At 61.1% G+C, this 19,251-nt stretch carries 14 protein-coding genes; 5 read left to right on the top strand and 9 right to left on the bottom strand.

Features of this window, described 5'->3' with window-relative positions; all coding sequences use genetic code 11:
• Positions 1-4 precede the first annotated feature (4 nt).
• Positions 5-463, bottom strand: coding sequence for a phasin (locus ACK6D9_RS07430; protein ID WP_322988439.1), 459 nt, complete (start codon positions 461-463; stop codon positions 5-7).
• Positions 464-707: 244 nt separating this feature from the next.
• On the opposite strand from ACK6D9_RS07430, the gene ACK6D9_RS07425 reads away from it, so the two are divergent.
• Positions 708-4,760: an ATP-binding protein gene (locus ACK6D9_RS07425; protein ID WP_412051190.1), complete on the top strand. Its 4,053-nt coding sequence runs from the start codon at positions 708-710 to the stop codon at positions 4,758-4,760.
• A gap of 223 nt (positions 4,761-4,983) precedes the next feature.
• Here the strand turns inward: ACK6D9_RS07425 and ACK6D9_RS07420 are convergent, their stop codons facing one another.
• Positions 4,984-6,936, bottom strand: coding sequence for an acetoacetate--CoA ligase (locus ACK6D9_RS07420; RefSeq protein WP_412051189.1), 1,953 nt, complete (start codon positions 6,934-6,936; stop codon positions 4,984-4,986).
• 182 nt (positions 6,937-7,118) lie between these two features.
• Here ACK6D9_RS07420 and ACK6D9_RS07415 point away from each other — a divergent pair, with 182 nt between their 5' ends.
• Together ACK6D9_RS07415 and ACK6D9_RS07410 are read left to right on the top strand one after the other, a co-directional pair.
• The gene (locus ACK6D9_RS07415; RefSeq protein WP_412051188.1) at positions 7,119-8,996 is read left to right on the top strand and encodes an AsmA-like C-terminal region-containing protein; all 1,878 of its coding nucleotides are present in this window, start codon (positions 7,119-7,121) and stop codon (positions 8,994-8,996) included.
• Positions 8,997-9,154: 158 nt separating this feature from the next.
• A complete protein-coding gene (locus tag ACK6D9_RS07410) occupies positions 9,155-9,397 on the top strand; it encodes a DUF6460 domain-containing protein (RefSeq protein WP_412051187.1) in 243 nt (80 codons plus the stop codon).
• 40 nt (positions 9,398-9,437) lie between these two features.
• On the opposite strand, the gene ACK6D9_RS07405 is transcribed toward ACK6D9_RS07410, so the two are convergent.
• The 6 genes from ACK6D9_RS07405 to ACK6D9_RS07380 all read right to left on the bottom strand — a co-directional run bounded on the left by ACK6D9_RS07405 (position 9,438) and on the right by ACK6D9_RS07380 (position 15,561).
• Positions 9,438-10,259: an ABC transporter permease gene (locus ACK6D9_RS07405; protein ID WP_412051186.1), complete on the bottom strand. Its 822-nt coding sequence runs from the start codon at positions 10,257-10,259 to the stop codon at positions 9,438-9,440.
• A 10-nt stretch (positions 10,260-10,269) separates the two neighbouring features.
• Positions 10,270-11,178: an ABC transporter permease subunit gene (locus tag ACK6D9_RS07400; RefSeq protein ID WP_412051185.1), complete on the bottom strand. Its 909-nt coding sequence runs from the start codon at positions 11,176-11,178 to the stop codon at positions 10,270-10,272.
• A 10-nt stretch (positions 11,179-11,188) separates the two neighbouring features.
• The gene (locus ACK6D9_RS07395) at positions 11,189-11,557 is read right to left on the bottom strand and encodes a hypothetical protein (protein WP_412051184.1); all 369 of its coding nucleotides are present in this window, start codon (positions 11,555-11,557) and stop codon (positions 11,189-11,191) included.
• Positions 11,558-11,566: 9 nt separating this feature from the next.
• Positions 11,567-12,706: an ABC transporter ATP-binding protein gene (locus ACK6D9_RS07390; protein ID WP_412051183.1), complete on the bottom strand. Its 1,140-nt coding sequence runs from the start codon at positions 12,704-12,706 to the stop codon at positions 11,567-11,569.
• A gap of 72 nt (positions 12,707-12,778) precedes the next feature.
• Entirely contained in the window at positions 12,779-13,873 is a 1,095-nt protein-coding gene (locus ACK6D9_RS07385; RefSeq protein ID WP_322988448.1) for a polyamine ABC transporter substrate-binding protein, read from the bottom strand.
• A 251-nt stretch (positions 13,874-14,124) separates the two neighbouring features.
• Positions 14,125-15,561, bottom strand: a complete 1,437-nt coding sequence (locus tag ACK6D9_RS07380) for a helix-turn-helix domain-containing protein (protein WP_412051182.1) — start codon at positions 15,559-15,561, stop codon at positions 14,125-14,127.
• Between the two features lie 247 nt (positions 15,562-15,808).
• Between ACK6D9_RS07380 and aceA the strand changes: the two genes are divergently transcribed.
• A complete protein-coding gene (aceA, locus tag ACK6D9_RS07375) occupies positions 15,809-17,098 on the top strand; it encodes an isocitrate lyase (protein WP_267655423.1) in 1,290 nt (429 codons plus the stop codon).
• A gap of 84 nt (positions 17,099-17,182) precedes the next feature.
• On the top strand, positions 17,183-17,419 hold the full coding sequence (locus tag ACK6D9_RS07370) for a hypothetical protein (protein ID WP_267655422.1): 237 nt from the start codon (positions 17,183-17,185) through the stop codon (positions 17,417-17,419).
• 162 nt (positions 17,420-17,581) lie between these two features.
• On the opposite strand, the gene ACK6D9_RS07365 is transcribed toward ACK6D9_RS07370, so the two are convergent.
• Positions 17,582-18,784 (bottom strand): multidrug effflux MFS transporter, encoded by a 1,203-nt coding sequence (locus tag ACK6D9_RS07365; RefSeq protein ID WP_412051181.1) that lies wholly within the window; start codon positions 18,782-18,784, stop codon positions 17,582-17,584.
• Between the last annotated feature and the right edge of the window lie 467 nt (positions 18,785-19,251).

The following is a 19,251-nucleotide window of genomic DNA, read 5'->3' as shown; positions in this document are numbered from 1 at the left end:
GAAATCAGGCAGCCTTGAATTCGTCCATGGCCTTGGTCGACACGGTCTTGACCGGTGCGGACACGTCTTCGGCAACCTTGCGGGCGGCTTCCTGCATGGTCTTGGCCTGGTCGGCCATCAATTCAGCCTGCTTGCGGAAGAAACCGGTCTGCAGTTCAAGCATCTGGGCAACCGACTTGACGCCAAGCAGGGCTTCCATGTGCGACAGCGAATGCTCCGTGTTGACGCGAACAGCGTCGATTGCCTTGAGGCTCAGTTCGACAGTGCCGGCCTGCGCATTTTCCAGCGTCGATTCGACTGCCTTGGTTGCGTCTTCGGCAACGGTCTTGACCTTAGCGTAAGCTTCCTTGCTCTGGTTGACCGACTTGTCGGCCATTTCGCGGTAGCTGTCAGTCATCGTCGCCATGTCAAAAGTCGGGAACTGGAACATTTCGGCAGTGGTTGTGGTTTTCTTGGTCGCCATGTCACTTCTCCTTGAAGCATCAGGGGGACCGTTCGTGGCCCCGTTTCAATCTGAATAGATCTATAGCAAGCTTTATGGTGCAGTGCAACATAAATGTGCGACGCACCATACGTTAACCGTTTCTTGACAATTCGGGGCCAGCCAACCGCCTCTGGCTGGACCGGCGCTGGCGTCAAAGCTATTAATAAACCCTTAAACCGCCTCAATATGGCGGCTAAACTCTGCCGAAACTGGAATTCCAACCATGCTGGCTCATCATTACCCGTTCATTGATCTTGCTGTTCACGCCGCAATCAGGGACCGTTTTGCCAGGGGCGGCGCCGTTGCGGTGTTCAGCCCGGATCTTGGCGAAGTATTGTGGGCCAATGGCGCGGCGGCACATCTGTTCGGTTTTGACACGATCTATGATGTTCTCGAAGAGGGCATCGACAGCCAGCCGGTCACCCGGCGGCAGATCGAAAGTGCGGTAAGCGGATTGCAGCGCACCGGCAAGCCGCAGAATTTCACGATGCGGCTGGCAAAAGGTTTTTCGCGGGCAATGACGCCGGCGCTGCTCGAGCACATCACGCTGCCCGATGGCGCGCAGGCACTGCTGTTGAGCAGCCAGACCGGAACGGTGCTCGCACCCGGCGCCCGGGCCCGTCAGATCATCAGCGGGTTTGAGGGCACCGGCACCCATGTCGCCGTGCTCGACGCCGAGGGTGGAATCCTCGCCGCGTCGCGGACCTTTGGCGACATTGGCCTGGCGAATGCCGATATCACCCGGATGATCGCCGACGTGGCCAGCGAGGAAGACCGTCTGGTCAAGCGCATGATAGAGGCTCGCAACGGGTCGATGCCGGCGGCGATCGGCCGGTTGGCGGACGATCCGCTGCTGCACCTTCTGTTCGCGGTCGAGCCAGCGCAGGAAGAAGACCAGCCTGAGGACATGATCGAAGCGCCGGTGAGCGCGACCGGCTTGACGTCCGGGCTGCAAGACGGGGCGCAGCCGTCGGAGATCGACGAAACCGCTCCCACGGAACCAGAGGCGGAACCTGCCTTGCAGCAGCCTGAGCCTGTGGAGCCCGAGACTGTCGAAACCGAAACTGGCGGGACAGGGGCTGACGAGGACACGGTCGCCGCGGAGGCGTCCGGCAGCGAACCTGCGGATGCCGGAGCGGCCGCCGTTCCGGTCGACAACTTTGATGCGGACCGGGTCCACGAGGAACTCACTGCGAGCACGGAAGCGCCGGCTGACGCAGACGACCTCGCCCTGCCCTTCACCGAAGCCCGGGGACTCGAGACCCCGGTGATTGTAGAAGACGCAACCGCCACGGTCGCCGAAACCGACAATTCGCAGGACCAGACCGACGACGACATCGCTCCGGAATCCGGCACGCCGGTGACCGTGTCAACGGAGCGCGGCGAGTTGCAACCAAAGACAACGACCGATCAGCCTGCCGCTGCTGTCGACGAGCCGCAGCCGGCACATACCGCGTCCGCTCCGCACGTTGCACCGAGCAAGCAGGCTGATGCAGCGGTCGACTTCACGTTCGACCCCAACAGCAAGCCGGCGCGGTTTGTCTGGAAGATCGATCGCGATGGTGCCTTCAGCGAAGTTTCGCCCGAATTCGCCATTGCTGTCGGCCCCAATGCCGCCGATATCATCGGCCGCAAGTTTCCCGACCTCGCACGGGTGTTCAATCTGGATCCGGACCACGTGATCACCGATCTGCTCAACCGCCGCGACACCTGGTCGGGCAGAACCGTGTTCTGGCCTATCCAGGGTACCGATCTGGTCACGCCGGTGGATCTCGCGGCGCTGCCGACCTACACACGCGACCGCCATTTTGACGGGTTTCGAGGCTTTGGCATTGTTCGCAGCGGAGAAACCCGGAAGGACCCCGAAGCGCTGGGGCTGGCCCTGGTTTCCGGCTCACCGACCGATAACCGGAACGACGCCGACAGTCCGTCGAATGAGGGTGAGGCGATGCTCGAAAGCCTCGACATGCAACAGGATCTTGGTGATCTGGCGCGGCTCGATGGCATCGATGGCGACCACGTTGCCAGCAGTGGCGATGAGCAGCAAGACGCCGACAAAGACCTAACCGAGAGCGGCGCGAGCACCGACGATCCGTTCCGCGGCGAGCAGCCGGCGATCCGGCTGGTCGAAACCCAGATGCGACGCGACAGCGACAAGATCATCAGCCTCGAAGCGCGACGGCCCCGGGCACCCCGTGAAAGCCTGTCGCCAGGCGAACAGGCGGCGTTCCGCGAAATCGGCGCGCGCCTGAGCGAAACATCGTCAGCCAGCGCTGAGGCTGACGCAGCCCACACCGCTTCAGACGACGATGCGGCAACATCGCAGCAATCAGTTGATCAGCAATCTTTCGGAAAACGTCAGTCACCGGCCCCCGATGAACAATCGGCCGCGGGCGACATAGACATCACGTTTGACCGTCCGGATGAACCGGACGTTGAGCACGTGAATTCGGAGGCGTCCGAGCAAGCAACGGCTGCGTCGATGTCAGATCTGACAACCGACGAGACGCCGGAGTCAGATCCGGCAACCGCCGCAACAATGGGCGAGCAAACACCGATCGAGGCAGACCCCACACCACAATGCGCGGCCCAGGAAGAAGATATCATCACGTCCGAGGCAGCCGCTGTTTCCGAGCCGGACGAGACGCCGGAAGTTGTCTGGCCGACACCGGTCGAGCCACCGCTTCCTTCGGCCTTTGCCTTGCCGCCGCGCCAGGTGATGCAGTCGGGGCTTGATCCACATCTGGTGGACGCCATCCCGACGGCGCTGCTGGTGCACACTGGCGACCAGTTGATTCATGCCAACGCCGAGTTTCTGGAACTGACGGGCTATGGCTCGCTCACCGAGCTTGCCGCTGACGGTGGTCTCGAGCACCTGCTCGACCGGCCCGAGCAGCAGGAAGCGACAATCGAGGATGGCGGCCTGATCGTCCGGCGTGGCGACGGCGGCACACGCATGGTCACTGCGCGGCTGCGGTCGGTCAATTGGGGCGACGGCCAGGCACTGCTGCTGGCACTGTCACCGATCGAGACCATCACCGCAGCCCCGGTTGCGCCGCTGCATGCGGTCGCCGACACGGAGGAAGCCGCATCGGAAGAAACAGCCCCTGAAGATGATACCGCCCGGAAATCCGAAGAAGCGGGCCAGACCAGCGCGCTCGAGATCGAAACCCGGGAACTGCGCTCAATACTCGAGACCGCCACTGATGGCGTTGTCATTCTCAACAATGACGGCACCATCCGCTCGATGAACAGTTCCGCCTGCGCCCTGTTCAATTATGATGAGAACGAAACCCGCACCCAGCCCTTCGCGATGCTGTTTGCCCATGAAAGCCAGCGCGCCGTGATGGATTATATCAATGGGCTGGCCGACCACGGGGTTTCAAGCGTCCTCAATGACGGGCGCGAGGTGATCGGCCGCGAGGCAGCAGGCGGGTTCCTGCCGCTGTTCATGACGATCGGCCGGCTGACGGGTTCGAACGGTTATTGCGCAGTGCTGCGCGACATCACCCAATGGAAACGCACCGAGGACGAGTTGCGCACCGCCAAGCGCGCGGCCGAAACAGCCAATTCGCACAAATCCGATTTTCTGGCACGCGTCAGCCACGAGATCCGCACGCCGCTGAATGCCATCATCGGGTTTTCGGAAATGATGGCGGAGGAGCGTTTCGGTCCGATCGGCAGCCCACGCTATCTCGAATACGCCCACGACATCGGCAATTCCGGCAAGCACGTGCTCGACATCGTCAACGACCTGCTCGACATTTCCAAGATCGAAGCGGGCCAGGTGGACATGGAATTTGTCGCCGTTTCGCTCAACGATCATCTGGCCGAAAGCGTCTCACTGCTGCAGCCGATGGCCAACAGCCAGCGGGTGATCATTCGCACCAGCCTGTCGGTGTCGGTGCCCGATGTCGTCGCTGACCAGCGCTCGATCAAGCAGATCGCGCTCAACCTGTTGTCGAATGCAATTCGCTACACGCCATCGGGCGGCCAGATCGTCGTGTCGACGTCCTATGAAAGCTCGGGCAATGTCATCATTCGCATCCGCGACACCGGCATCGGCATGAACCGCAAGGAGCTTGAGCAGGCGATGAAGCCATTCGGCCAGGTCGGACCCGGCCCGCGCCAGCGCGGCGAAGGCACCGGGCTCGGCCTGCCCCTGACCAAAGCCATGGTGGAAGCCAACCGGGCCCAGTTCGATATCGTCTCCGCGCCCGGAGAAGGAACCCTGGTTTCAATCTCGTTCCCGCCGCAGCGCGTACTAGCTGATTGAAACAAAAGACAAAAAAAGGGGACCGCCGCGGGTCCCCTTGTTAGTTTCAAATCTGTGCTGACCACCATCGGTGGGGCGGAACTGCCCTGTGGTTGACACGATTAATGCGTGAAAACTATTACCGAGACCTTACCTATTTGTTTAGAATTTAACCAATCGATAAGACTTCGTTTGCCTTGGTTAAATTCCAATACAGCTATTTGTTAACCATGACCTGCCCGGATCAGGTCCGTAATTCGGCAAGATCGGCAAACAATTCCAGTGCTTCGGGATTGGCCAAGGCCTCCTGGTTCTTGACCGGCCGGTCGTGAACGATATCGCGAACCGCCAGTTCAGTGATCTTGCCCGACTTGGTGCGCGGAATATCCGCCACCGCAATGATCTTGGCCGGCACATGTCTGGGCGACGCGCCTGTTCTGATCCGGGCACGGATCTTTGCCTGCAGCGCGTCGTCAAGCTCAACGCCGGCGGCCAGCCGCACGAACAGGACGACGCGGACATCATCGTCCCATTCCTGACCGATGCAGATCGCCTCCGCGACTTCGTCCATCTGTTCGACCTGATTGTAGATCTCCGCCGTGCCGATCCGCACGCCGCCGGGATTGAGCGTCGCATCGGAACGGCCATGGATGATGATGCCGCGATGGGCAGTCCATTCGGCGAAGTCGCCATGGGTCCAGACATTGTCGAACCGTGCGAAATAGGCGGCGTGATATTTCTCGTCACCGGGGTCGTTCCAGAATCCGATTGGCATTGCCGGGAACGGCTTGGTGCACACCAGTTCGCCCTTTTCACCGGTGATCGACTTGCCGTCCTCGTCCCAGACGTCGACGGCCATACCCAGTCCCGGCCCCTGGATCTCACCGCGATAGACCGGCAGCGCCGGAATCCCCAACACGAAGCAGGAGACGATATCGGTGCCGCCGGAAATCGACGCCAGATGCACATCGGGCTTGATGCCTTCATAGACAAAATTGAACCCCTCCGGTGACAGCGGCGAGCCAGTCGAGGTCATCAGTCGCAGCGAGGAAAGATCGTGGGTCTTCATCGGTTCCAGCCCGGCCTTGCGGACAGCATCGATAAATTTGGCCGACGTGCCGAATATGGCAAAGCGTTCGTCGGCGGCATAATCAAACAGCACATTGCCATCGGGATAGAACGGCGAGCCGTCATAGAGACACAAGGTTGCGCCGACCGACAGACCCGAGGCCAGCCAGTTCCACATCATCCAGCCGCAGGTGGTGAAGTAGAATAGCCGCTCGCCCGGATTGGTGCCGCCATGCAGACGGTGTTCCTTGAGATGCTGCAGCAGGGTGCCACCGGCCGAATGGACGATGCATTTGGGGATGCCGGTGGTGCCGGATGAAAACAGGATATAGAGCGGATGCGAGAATGGAAGTTGCTCATAAACCACCGGCCCCGCCGTATAATCGGCGATGAAGGCTGCAAGCGATTGCCCTCCGGGCACAGCCGCTGCAACCGCCTCGGCATCATCCAGCATAGGCACGATCACGGTGGCTTCGGCGCCAAGCTCGGCGGCGATTTCGGCCAGCTTGTCGGTCACTAGCTGGCGCTTGCCATTATACCAGTAGCCATCACAGGAAATGAACAGCTTGGGCTCGATCTGGCCAAACCGGTCGAGCACGCCGCGAACGCCGAAATCGGGCGAACAGGACGACCAGATCGCCCCGATCGACGCCGCCGCCAGCATGAAGGCGATGGTTTCGGGCATGTTCGGCATCATTGCCGCCACCCGGTCACCCTTGCCGACGCCATGGGCGCGAAATGCCTGCTGCAGCTTCGAGACCAGCGCCGCGAGTTCGTCCCAGCTCATCTGCCTGCTGATCTTGTCCTCGGCGCGAAACAGCATCGCCGGCTCGGTGCCGCTGCGCACCAGCAGGTTCTCGGCGAAATTCAGTTGCGCGTCAGGGAAAAACCGGGCGCCGGGCATGGCCTCGCCATTTTCGACGATTCGTTCACCCTTGGTGCCGCGCACGCCGCAAAAATCCCACAACGCCGACCAGAAACCGTCGCGATCGGTGATCGACCAGTCGTGCAGGGCGAATGGATCAACAAGCGACAATCCGGCTCTCTCGCCAGCAAAAGCGGCAAACGCCATCCACGGGCTGTCCTGGAGTTGCTGGGGATCCGGTGTCCACAACGGCGCTTCTGTCATCTTGTGCTCCTGCGATATCATGCGGCTGGTTTTGTCCCCGATCTAGTAGCACCAGCGTGGCCTGATGCAAACTGCCGTTCAGCTTCGTGCCAAGCCCTTGATGGCAAACGCACTGGCCAATTGCATTCGCCCCCGCCACGCTTTAACCAGAACATCAGAACAACGGGTCAGGAGTACCGGTTTTGAATTTCAACATCGCGCAATGGCCACTGCGAAGAATAGCGATTGGCGGCGCGATCGCGGTGCTTGTGGCAATTGTGGCGATTGGCGCCAGCCTGCCGCTTGCGGTTTCAAGCGGTCTGGTCCGCGACCGGCTGGAGCGCGATATCAGCGCCTGGGTTGGCCACACGGTGTCGCTGGGCGACGCCCCGTCACTGGAATTCTGGCCGACACCGACCATCAAGCTCGACAATGTCGAAATCAGGCCCTCGACCTTTGCCGGCGGCGATCCGATCCTGCGGGCTGAAAGCATCGTCGCCAATTTCAATCTGTTCTCGGCGGTTCTCGGAGCGCCGAGCTTTTCGGAATACCGACTGATCCGGCCGACCTTTAACGTCGAATTGTATCCCGGCGCGACATCCAACTGGTCGTCGCCCTCGGGCGAGTTGGCCAAGGGCATCACCGCTGAGGTGGCCCGCTACCAGGCACAACAAGCTGGCGAGAGCGCGCCGGTTGACGCCGTGATCCCGGCATCAGCGGCGCTCGGCACCATCACGATCGTCGATGGCAACCTGAAATGGATTCGCGACCCGGGCGCGGAAGCCACCAAGCTGACGGCCATCAACGGTTCACTTTCCTGGACCGCGCCCACCGCAATCGCCCGCGCCGACATCACCGCGATCTTCCGCGGCGAACAGGTGAAGCTGAGCGGCTCTACATCGAAACCGCTGCTGCTGCTGGGCAAGCGCATGGCGCCGGTGGAACTCAAGCTCACATCTGCGCCGCTGAACTTCGATTTCAAGGGGACGACGACCCTTGGCGGCGACCTGTTCGTTGCCGGGGCGCTCGACCTGTCCAGCGCATCGGTGCGCCGCACGCTGGAATGGTCGGGAACCGCGATCCGGCCTGGAGAGGCGCTGGGCGCACTGGAATTGTCGGCACAATTGTCGACCGAACAGAAAAAGGCCAAGCTCGATGACCTGATCATCGAGATTGACAAGAACCGCGGCATTGGCGTGCTGGATGTCGAACTGCGCGACGACGCACCGCCATTGATTGTTGGCACCCTTGCCTTCAATTCGCTCGACATCGGCTCGTTCCTGCAGGCCTTCACGCCGTTGCCGCAAGCCGGCGAGGACATCGCTTCGACCATCGACACGCGGTTCCTGCGTGAAATCGGCCTCGATCTGCGGCTGTCGGCGCAATCGGCCAATTTCGGTCCGGTGGCGATGTCCAACCTGGCGGCTGCGGCGCGCGTGGACCAGGGCCGTGCCTATTTCGATGTCGGCGACGCCACCGCCTTTGGCGGCAGTGTGATCGGCCGTATCGCATTGTCAGAAAAAGGCGTCGACGGCGGTGCCAAGGTGCAATTATCAACCCGTGACACCGATTTCGGGCGGCTGTTTGACGCCATCGGTCTGATTGGCCCGCTGCCACGAGGCATCGGATCGCTGGATATCGAGGTCACGTCGCCCTATCCGACATGGGCCACTGCGCTAACCGATCTCACCGGCCGGATCAACCTGGCCGTCGGCAAGGGCGTGGTGCCGGGGCTCAACATCCAGAAATTTCGCGAACTGGCTGAGACCGAGCGCTTCTTCGATCTCGACCAGCTTGGCGCAGGCACCGGGTTTGACTTCGAGACCGCCCATCTCGAAGCAATGATCGCTGACGGCGAGGCGGATCTGAAGATTGTCGAACTGATTGGGCCCAAGCAGATGATTTCGCTCTCGGGCGTGATTCCCTATTCACGTTCGAGCCTGGCCATTGCCGGAGTTCTCGGCCCCCGACCACCGGCGGAAGATGCCGCTGCGGCCCCTGTCGACGCCGGCATCGATATACTGAGGTTCTTTGTCGGCGGCTCCTGGCCGCAGCCGGTAATTTCGCCGGTCAAACCGTGAACTGGCGATGCGATTGATCAATGCTTGCGCACCATCGCACATTTGGCGACAATCCGGCGCGGCGGCGCACTGTAATTGGGCGGACCATGCCGCGCTGTAATCGAAATCGGCTGGCGTGCGGGCGCAGGGCACGGCTGGCGGGGAAATAGGGGCGCACCATGTTGCGGGTGATTTCAGCAATCGTCAAAATCGGGTTGGCTTCGCTTGCCACCGGTGCGGTGCTGTCGGCTCTCAACATCTCCGCGGCAGAATTGCTCGAAGAGATCGGACTGACGCCCGAGCGGGTGTTTGCGCTGTTGCAGGAGGGCGCGACCTGGGCCATCCCCAACATCGTGCTCGGCTCCCTGGTGATCGTGCCGATCTGGCTCGTCACCTACCTGTTGCGTCCACCCCGGAGTTGATCCCCGCCCTGCGCGGACTTGCTTGCCCCGCAGCCACGTTTCAGCCCCCGGCGATAGCGGCCTGTTCGTCGCGCAAGCGCTTGACCTCGCGGCTCTTGGTGAGCACCGAGGCGATAATCACGCCGATCGCCACCACGGCGATCATCAGTGTGCTCACCGCGTTGATTTCCGGCGTCACGCCCAATCGCACCTGCGAATAGATCTTCATCGGCAGCGTGGTGGCACCGGGCCCCGAGGTGAAGCTGGCGATCACCAGATCATCGAGCGACAGCGTGAACGCCAGCATCCATCCCGAGACCACCGCCGGCAGGATCACCGGCAGGGTGATATGGGTGAAGGTGGTGATCGGCCCGGCGCCCAGATCCATCGCTGCCTCTTCAAGCGACCGGTCGAAACTGAACAGCCGCGATTGCACCACCACCGCAACAAAACACATCGAGAAGGTGATGTGGGCGAGCGTCACGGTCCAGAATCCGCGAGAGAAATCGACTGCCACGAACAGCAGCAGCAGCGACAGGCCGGTGATCACTTCGGGCATCACCAGCGGCGCGAACACCATGCCGGAAAACAGGATCCTGCCGTTGAAGCGGGTGTAGCGTGTGAGCGCCAGCGCGGCCAGCGTGCCGAGCGCCGTGGCGATGGTGGCCGAGACCACACCGACCCGGAAGGTCACCCAGGCCGCGTCCATCAGGCCCTGATTGTTGAACAATTCGCGGTACCATTTCGTTGAAAACCCGGCCCAGACGGTGACCAACCGGGATTCGTTAAACGAATAGATGATCAGCAGCACGATCGGCAGATAGAGAAAGGCAAAGCCGAACACCACCGAGACGATGTTGAAGCGGGTCCAGGTGGTGTTCATGAGAGTGTCCTCATTGTCCGCTTTCCTGTGCCTTGGCCTGTGCCTGCTGGAAAATCATGATCGGCACCACCAGGATCAACAGGAGCAGCACCGCCACCGCCGATGACACCGGCCAGTCGCGGTTGTTGAAGAACTCGCTCCACAGCGTCTTGCCGATCATCAGGGTGCGCGAGCCGCCGAGCAGATCGGGGATCACGAACTCGCCGACGGCAGGAATGAACACCAGCAGGCAGCCGGCGACGATGCCGGGAATGGCAAGCGGAAAGGTGATTTTCCAGAACGCCGAAATCGCCGGGCAGCCAAGATCCTGGGCGGCTTCGATCAATGTGTAATCCATCTTCTCGAGCGCCGCATAGATCGGCAGCACCATGAAAGGCAGATAGGAATAGACAATACCGATATAGACCGCGGTGTTGGTGTTGAGGATGATCAGCGGCTCGTCGACAACGCCGATCGCCAGCAGCAACTGGTTGAGCAGCCCCTCGGGCTTGAGAATGCCGATCCAGGCGTAAACGCGGATCAGAAAACTGGTCCAGAATGGCAGGATCACCAGCATCAACAGGGTCGGACGCACCGAGGTCGGCGCACGCGCCATGCCGTAAGCCAGAGGAAAGCCGATCAGCAGGGTCAGAAGCGTCGAAATGAAAGCTATGGTGATCGAGGAGATATAGGCATTGATGTAGAGCGAATCCTCGGTCAACCAGAGGTAATTGGAAAAGCTGAACTGCCTGAACGCATCGATGATGCCGGATATGCCATCGGCCATGTCGATGGTCGGCGCATAGGGCGGCATCGCCATCATCGGCTCGGACAGCGAGATCTTCAGGACAATGCCGAACGGCACCAGGAAGAACACCAACAGCCACGTGTAGGGGATGATGATGACCAGACGGCGGGTGATGGCAGAGATGAGCTTCATGGGATGGCCCTCACTTCCGGTCAAAAATCGCGTACAGGGCAAGGATTGCCATGACGGCGGCGAAGACAATGAAAATCACGCTGGCAATGGGTTCGAACAAATGCGGGGCGCCGAACAGGGTGGCCATGAAGCCCACTGTCGATATCGATACATAGGCGGCCATGTTCTGTTGTCGTACCGGGCACGGCTTTCCGACATAACCGCGGGTTCGGGCCCAGCTCAGAGAGTAGACTGAAATGCCTGTATAGGCGAGGTAGACCAGCGACAGTTCGGGACGCAGCAGCATCAAGGTGACCGCGGCAGCGAGTGTCATCATGATCGCCGCGGTGCGGTTGGTCTTGAAGGTGTGGGCCGGGTCGGCCTGTTCAGTGCTGATCATGGCCATCCCTCAACCGCTCAGCACAACGCCGCCATCGGCATTGAAGCACACCCAGATCTCTTCGTCGTAACCGATCGGGTCTTCAACCGTGCGAACCGCATTGAGCACCGAGGCTTTGACGATCTCCTCGTTCTTGAGCTTGATGTGGAACACCGTCATGTCGCCGAGATAGCCGATATCCCAGACTTCCCCCGAGACGGCATTGATCCCGCTTTCCGGCCTGGTCCGGGAAACGCGGAGTTTTTCCGGCCGGATGGCGAAACTGACTTTCTGGCCCGGCTTCATTGCGACCGTGGAGTCGGAGCGAATATGCATTCCATCGGTGGTCTCGATGTCGATAACCCTGCCGTTCGCGCCGGTCACTTCCCCGCGAAACAGATTGATGTCGCCAATGAAACTGGCGACGAATTCCGAGTTCGGCGCTTCATAGGTTTCCGCCGGCGTGCCGATCTGGACGATGCGGCCGAGATCCATCACCGCGATCCGGTCGGCCATGGTCATGGCCTCTTCCTGGTCGTGGGTGACGACGACGAAAGTCAGCCCCAATTCCTGCTGCAGATCCATCAGCTCGAACTGGGTTTCCTCGCGCAATTTCTTGTCGAGCGCGCCGAGTGGCTCATCGAGCAGCAGCACCTTGGGCCGCTTGGCGATCGAGCGCGCAAGGGCCACCCGCTGGCGCTGACCGCCCGAGAGCTGATGCGGCTTGCGCTTGCCGAACTGGTCGAGTTTGACCAGCTTGAGCATGTTGTTGACGCGGTCCTCGATCTCGGATTTGGCCATGCCGTCCTGCTTGAGGCCGAAGGCGATGTTCTTTTCCACGCTCATGTGCGGAAACAAGGCATAGGACTGGAACATCATGTTGACCGGACGCTTGTATGGCGGAACCCCTGAAAGGTTCTGACCGTCGAGCAGGATCTGGCCATTGGTCGGGTTTTCGAAACCGGCCAGCATCCGCAGAAGCGTGGATTTTCCGCAGCCCGAGCCGCCCAGCAGCGCAAAGAATTCCTTCTGGAAAACGTGCAGCGTCAGATCCTTGACGGCGACGAAATCACCGAACAACTTGGAGATGTTTTCAAAGGCGATATAGGGGCGCTGGCCTGGGTCTTTCCAGGGTTCAAAACTGCGCCTGATGCTTCCCAGTGATTTCATGATCGTGTGTCCCCGCGATCAATTCAGTTGGAAACCCCCGGCCCGTTGCCGGGTCGGGGGTTCAATCCGGGATCACTGACCGGTGACAACCTTGGTCCAGGTCCTGGTCAACACACGCTGGGTGCGCTGATCCTTGGGCGACGTGGAGTAGAGGCGACCAAAGGTTTCCTCATCGGGATAGATGGCGGTGTCGCCGATCACGTCCTCGTTGAGGAACTCCTTGGAAGCCAGATTGCCGTTGGCGTAGTAGACATAGTTGGAGGCCTTTGCGGCGACTTCCGGCCTCATGATGTAGTTGAGGAATTCGTGAGCCTCTTCAACGTGAGCGGCGTCAGCAGGAATGGCAAAACTGTCGAACCACATCAGAGCGCCCTCTTTGGGGATGACGTAATCGATGGTCACGCCCTGATCGGCTTCGGCGGCGCGGTCACGGGCCTGCAACACATCCCCGGACCAGCCGACAGCCAGGCAAATGTCGCCATTGGCCAGCGCGTTGATATATTCCGACGAATGGAATTTCTTGACGCTGGGACGGATGGTGAGCAGCAGCTCTTCAGCCTTGGCGATGTCATCCGGTTTATTGGAATCGGGATCGAGCCCCAGATAGTTGAGCGCCGCCGGCAAAATCTCCTCGGGCGTGTCGAGCATGTAGACGCCGCAATCGGCCAGCTTGGCAATGATGGCCGGGTCAAACACGATGCTCCAGGAATTCAGCTCCATGTCGCCAAGCCGTTCCTTGACCTTGTCGACATTGATGCCGAGACCGGTGGTGCCCCACATGTAGTTGATGGCGTGCTCATTGCCGGGATCGTACTTTTCCAGCCGGGTGGTGATGGCGGGGTCCATGTTGACGAGATTTGGCAGCTTCGACTTGTCGAGCTTCTGGTAGACACCGGCCTGGATCTGCCGGGCAAGGAAGGTGCCGGTCGGCACCACCAGATCATATCCAGTCGACCCGGCGAGCAGCTTGGTTTCCAGCACCTCGTTGGAATCATAAACGTCGTAGACCACCTTGATACCGGTTTCGGCGGTGAACTCGGTGAGAATTTCCTCGTCGATGTAATCAGACCAGTTGTAGATGTTGACGACGCGTTCTTGAGCAGAGGCGAGCATTGTCGATGCAGCGAGCATGACGGCTGCGGAGAATAGGCGGGTCTTCAGGGTCATTCCTGTTCCTCTCGATATTTTGTTCCTCCCACCGCTGCGGGGCAAAGGTCTCTTGCCCAGCTCCCGTCAGATGTGGATCCACGCCGATACCGGTAGACCGGAGGCTCGCGGACCTACAACCCTATGAAGGAATTGCCCGAGCTACAAGTGGAATTGATGCAATGCGGTGCGATTGAAACAGACAGGCAAAACCGCTTCCGGGCTCCAGCCGCATACGAGCCGGATCGCTGGCTTTGTCCGACCGGACGCGATCACTGGAAATCAAAGGCGGAAATGCCGGTGACCATTTCGTCGAGCCCGAGCGGGCGGGTGATCGGCGGTTCGGCACGGGCGAGACAACCGGCCCGTTCGCACAGACGGCATGATGGCCCCACGGGAATGGCCACCGGCTTGGGCGCCTTGCCGCCAGACAATGGCAACGCCTCGCCATAGACGATGTCATCGCGGAAGCCGATATCGCAGCCAAGCAGGATGGCGGTGCGGCGCGGTCTTTCCGAAAACGCGCCCTGCGGGCCTTCCAGCGTCCGGGACATGGTGAGAAATTCGGCACCGTCAGGCAATTCCACCGCTTCGACAATGATCTGCGAGGGTTGCGAAAAGGCCGCGTGAATCGACAATTTGGGGCAATTGCCGCCAAATCGCTGCTGTGGAAAACCTTGCGCGCCGGCGCGGCGGAAACGATGACCGGCGACATCGACCTCGAGCATGAAGAATGGCACGCCCTGCAGATCCTGCCGGGCGAGCGAGGTCAGGCGGTTGGCCGCCTGTTCAAAGGACACGCCAAAACGTGATTTCAGCACATCGATATCGTAGCGGGCGCGTTGGGCTGCGGCGTGAAACGCCCGGTAGGGCATCATCAGCGCATGCGCCGCGTAACGGGCGAGCTCGAAGCGGGCAATCCGGCGGGCCTCGTCGCTCGACAGCTTGAGGTCGTTGACGCCGGCGGCGATGGCAACGTTCATGCGGATCAGCGAGGCTTCCATGGCCACTTCGCGCAGTTGGTCAAACGGCGACAGCCGCTCGGACAGGAACAGCCGCTGGGAATGGCGGTCATAGCGGCGGCGCCAGTTGGGCATGGTGGCCACCGGCAGCGAGCGCACGACAATGCCGTGTTCGGATTTGAGCCAGGCCTTGAGCGCGCCCATCAGATCATCGCCCGGTTTGAGCAGCAGATGAAAGGCTTCGGCTTCCTCTTCCAGTGCCGGGTGGTGATTGGGTCTGGTTTCAAGTGTCTCGCGGACTTCATCCATCGGCAGCCGCGCGCCCGACAGCGCCGGGCTGTGGCCATCGCGGGCGAGCATGGTCGACAGATCCGAGAGCCGGGCTGCCTGTTCGCGGTAGGCGCGGTGCAGCTTGACGATCGCGGCGCTGGCGTTGGGCGCAGCCTCGGCGATCTCGATGACTTCCTGGTCACCGGGCAATTCGCCAACAAGCAGCGGATCGGCAAAGACCTCTTTCAAGCTGCCCAGCGCGCCGCCGGCTTCGCCCTGCAGTTCCTCGACATCGATCTTGTAGACCGCCGACAGCTTGAGGATCAGTTGCACCGTCAGCGGCCGCTGGTTGCGCTCGATCAGGTTGAGATAGGAAGGCGAGATGCCCAGAGCCTCGGCCATCGCCGTCTGGGTCAGGCCCTTGGCATTGCGGATGCGGCGGATGCGCGGCCCCGCGAAAATCTTCTGGTCTGCCATCAGGCGCCGCCTTTACAGGATTTTACAGAATTCGCCAGAATTCGACGGTCTGCAATTTTTACAATTGTGACAAATTTACACAGCCTCCCTGTCAAAGGCAAGACAGATTTACCCCAATTATCGGCTATAAATGCTGAATTTGCTCGGTGATGTGTGCGGCGCAATGTAAATCTAGTCACATCAAAGGCGGCAAACGGCTCCCACACTGTCCCGCCCGAACCTGATACTTGCAGACCGGAGACACATCATGACTGATTTTTACAATCTCGTTCCCACCGCTCCCGAAGGCCGCTATGACGGTGTTGAGCGGCCCTACAGCCCGGCTGACGTTCAGAAGCTTCGCGGCTCGGTCAACATCAAGCACAGCCTCGCCGAAATGGGCGCCAACCGGTTGTGGAAGCTGATCCACGAGGAAGACTTCGTCAATTCGCTGGGCGCCATGACCGGCAACCAGGCCATGCAGCAGGTTCGTGCGGGCCTCAAGGCGATCTACCTTTCGGGCTGGCAGGTTGCGGCTGACGCCAACACCGCCTCGTCGATGTATCCGGACCAGTCGCTCTATCCGGCCAATGCGGCACCGGAGCTTGCCAAGCGCATCAACCGCACCTTGCAGCGCGCCGACCAGATCGAAACCGCGGAAGGCAACGGCCTGTCGGTCGACACCTGGTTCGCCCCGATCGTTGCCGACGCCGAAGCCGGTTTCGGTGGCCCGCTGAACGCGTTTGAAATCATGAAGGCCTTCATTGAAGCCGGCGTTGCAGGCGTTCATTACGAAGACCAGCTGGCATCGGAAAAGAAATGCGGCCATCTCGGCGGCAAGGTTCTGATCCCGACCGCGGCGCATATCCGCAACCTCAACGCCGCGCGGCTTGCCGCCGACGTGATGGGCACGCCGACGCTGGTGATCGCCCGTACCGATGCGGAAGCTGCCAAGCTGCTGACCTCGGACATTGACGAGCGCGATCGCCCGTTTGTTGATTATGACGCCGGCCGCACGGTTGAGGGTTTTTACAACATCAAGAATGGCCTCGACTCCTGCATTGCGCGCGCGGTTGCCTATGCACCGCATTGCGACCTGATCTGGTGCGAGACGTCCAAGCCGGATCTCGAGCAGGCCCGCAAGTTTGCCGAGGGCGTGCACAAGCACCATCCGGGCAAGCTTCTCGCCTACAACTGCTCGCCGTCGTTCAACTGGAAGAAGCACCTCGACGATGCGACCATTGCCAAGTTCCAGCGCGAACTCGGCGCCATGGGCTACAAGTTCCAGTTCATCACGCTGGCCGGTTTCCACCAGCTCAACCACGGCATGTTCGAACTCGCCCGTGGCTACAAGGACCGGCAGATGTCGGCCTATTCCGAGCTGCAGGAAGCGGAATTTGCTTCCGAGGCCGATGGTTATACCGCCACCAAGCACCAGCGCGAAGTCGGCACCGGCTACTTCGACGCCGTTTCGATGGCGATCACCGGTGGTAAGTCATCGACCACGGCGATGGGCGAATCCACTGAATCAGCCCAGTTCCGCCCCGCAGCAGAATAGAGCAACCTCCCCTCACCCGCTCCGGCGGTTGGGGACCCCAAACAACCATCATACTTCACAAACCCCGTTAGAGGAGAAATGCACATGACACCCCAGACCCGCGTCAAGGAACGAGCCGAAGAACAGTCCTCCGCCATGGATGCAGACCAGCAGGCCGCGATCCGCAGCCTTGCCAATGACCTGCACCGCCTCAACCATTCGGTCATGAAGGCCGTGGATGCCGGCGTCTCGGTGGAACTGGTCCGCTCCGCACGCCACCATGGCGGCGACGGCAACTGGGGTGATCTGCTGATCCCGGTGATTGTCACCCAGAGCCGCTGAGCCTGGCCCTTTGAAATCCCGGGGTCCCTGTTCCCCGGTTTGCCTCCAGGCAAGATTCCCCGTCGCGGTTCAGGCCGCGGCGGGGTTTTTGTTTCCGGTCAACTCTCTGAAAACATGCCTGTACCTACCCGTTCAAATGAATGGATTTGAACGCGACATGCACTATTGAGCAGCCACCAGACGACGGCCGCGGGCGCTGCCGGTGATGCGCATGGCGGTAAATGCCAGCACCGCGGCCAGCGCGATGGCCGCCACCATCGGCAGCGGCGTGCCATCGAAAAACGGCCCGGCCAGCATGGTCAGGATGCCGCCGGCCAGCATCTGCAGCATGCCGCCGAGCGAGGAGGCCAGGCCGGCAATGTCGCCGTGATCATCGAGCGCCATCACCATGGTGGTGGGGATGACCAGCCCGAGGCAGGCGTTGGCGCAAATCAGCAGACCAACGAGCAGCACGAAATGATCGAACCCGCCGGCCACCAGCGCCAGCAGCAACAGCGTGAAGCCCAAGAATCCGCTGACCGCCCAGGAGACGACCCGCTCGGCGCCGAATTTTTCGCCGAGACTGGCAGCCAGTTGCGAGGCGGAGAAAAAGCCCAGCGCATTGGCGGCGAAGGCGAGGCTGAAGCCGGTCGGCGTCAGCCCGTAATGGCCGGTATAGACAAACGAGGCGCTGGCCAGGAACACGAAGAAACTGGCCATGCCGAAACCGCCGACAAAGGTGAGCCCCATGAACACCGGATCGCGCAACAGCTTGAGCGAACCGCCGACAATTGCCGAGAACCGCACCGGAACCCGGTTTTCGAGCTTAAGGGTTTCGGGCTGCAGCGTCAGCGTCAGCAGGATCGAGAGCCCGCCCGCTACCGCCAGCACGGCGAAGATCGCCCGCCAGCCGGAGATGGCAATGATGCCGGAGCCAATCAGCGGCGCCAGCATTGGCGAGACCGAGATGATCAGCATCACCAGCGCCATCAGCCGGGTGGCCTGGGTGCCGGTGTGCATGTCGCGAATGATGGCGCGCGGGATCACCATCACCGCGGCGCCGCCGAGCGCCTGCAGCACACGGCCACCGACCAGCCAGGCCATGTCGGGCGCAGCCGCACAGACCAGCGAACCCACGGAAAACAGCGCAAGGCCTGCGATCACCGGCGGCTTGCGGCCAACCATGTCGGCAATCGGGCCATAGATCATCTGAGCCAGGCCAAAGGCGATGAAATAGGCGGTAATGGTCAGCTGTGCCGCCGCAGCAGTGCTGCCGAGATGATCGGCAACGGTGGGCAGCGCCGGCAGGAACATGTCGATGGCCAGCGGCCCGACAGCGGACATGAGCCCCAGAATAACGGCGGAGCGGACAAAGGGAGACAACATCGAGTAACCTCGTCATGAAAAGAAGACGGGCATCGGCGCTTGGGCGCCAGGCCGCGTCATCGTGCTAGTAAATAGCTCTGACAGATTTTGTCAGCAGTCGCAAAACCCCGACGGGCGCTGCCTATCGGGCCGACCGAACCGGCCGGGTGACGTGCAAACATGGTCTGACGGAGCTTTGGCGGAAATCGGCAAAGCGCGCCGGATGCTGTGACGATCCGGTGGCTGGATTCCCGCCAGCGCTACCGGACCCGTGGAAAATTGTTCATGCGACCTGCTCCCGAAATTGGGGTTGCGGTTGTCCCGTTTACGCCCGCCTTGCCGCGCTGCCCAGAAAAACCTGACTTGAGGCGGCAATTATTGCGCACAGCTGTTGCAGGCTTGCCGCAGGGCGGGACGTACCATCGACAATCGGGAGGGAGAAAAGCGGACAGCCGAAAGCCGCCCGCGCGGGGATCGCCGGGGGTCTG

This window comes from Hoeflea sp. Naph1 (genome assembly GCF_046837775.1).
GTDB lineage: Bacteria > Pseudomonadota > Alphaproteobacteria > Rhizobiales > Rhizobiaceae > Hoeflea.
The sequence above is the reverse complement of the archived record's forward strand: the minus strand, read 5'-3'. Positions and strand labels throughout refer to the sequence as shown.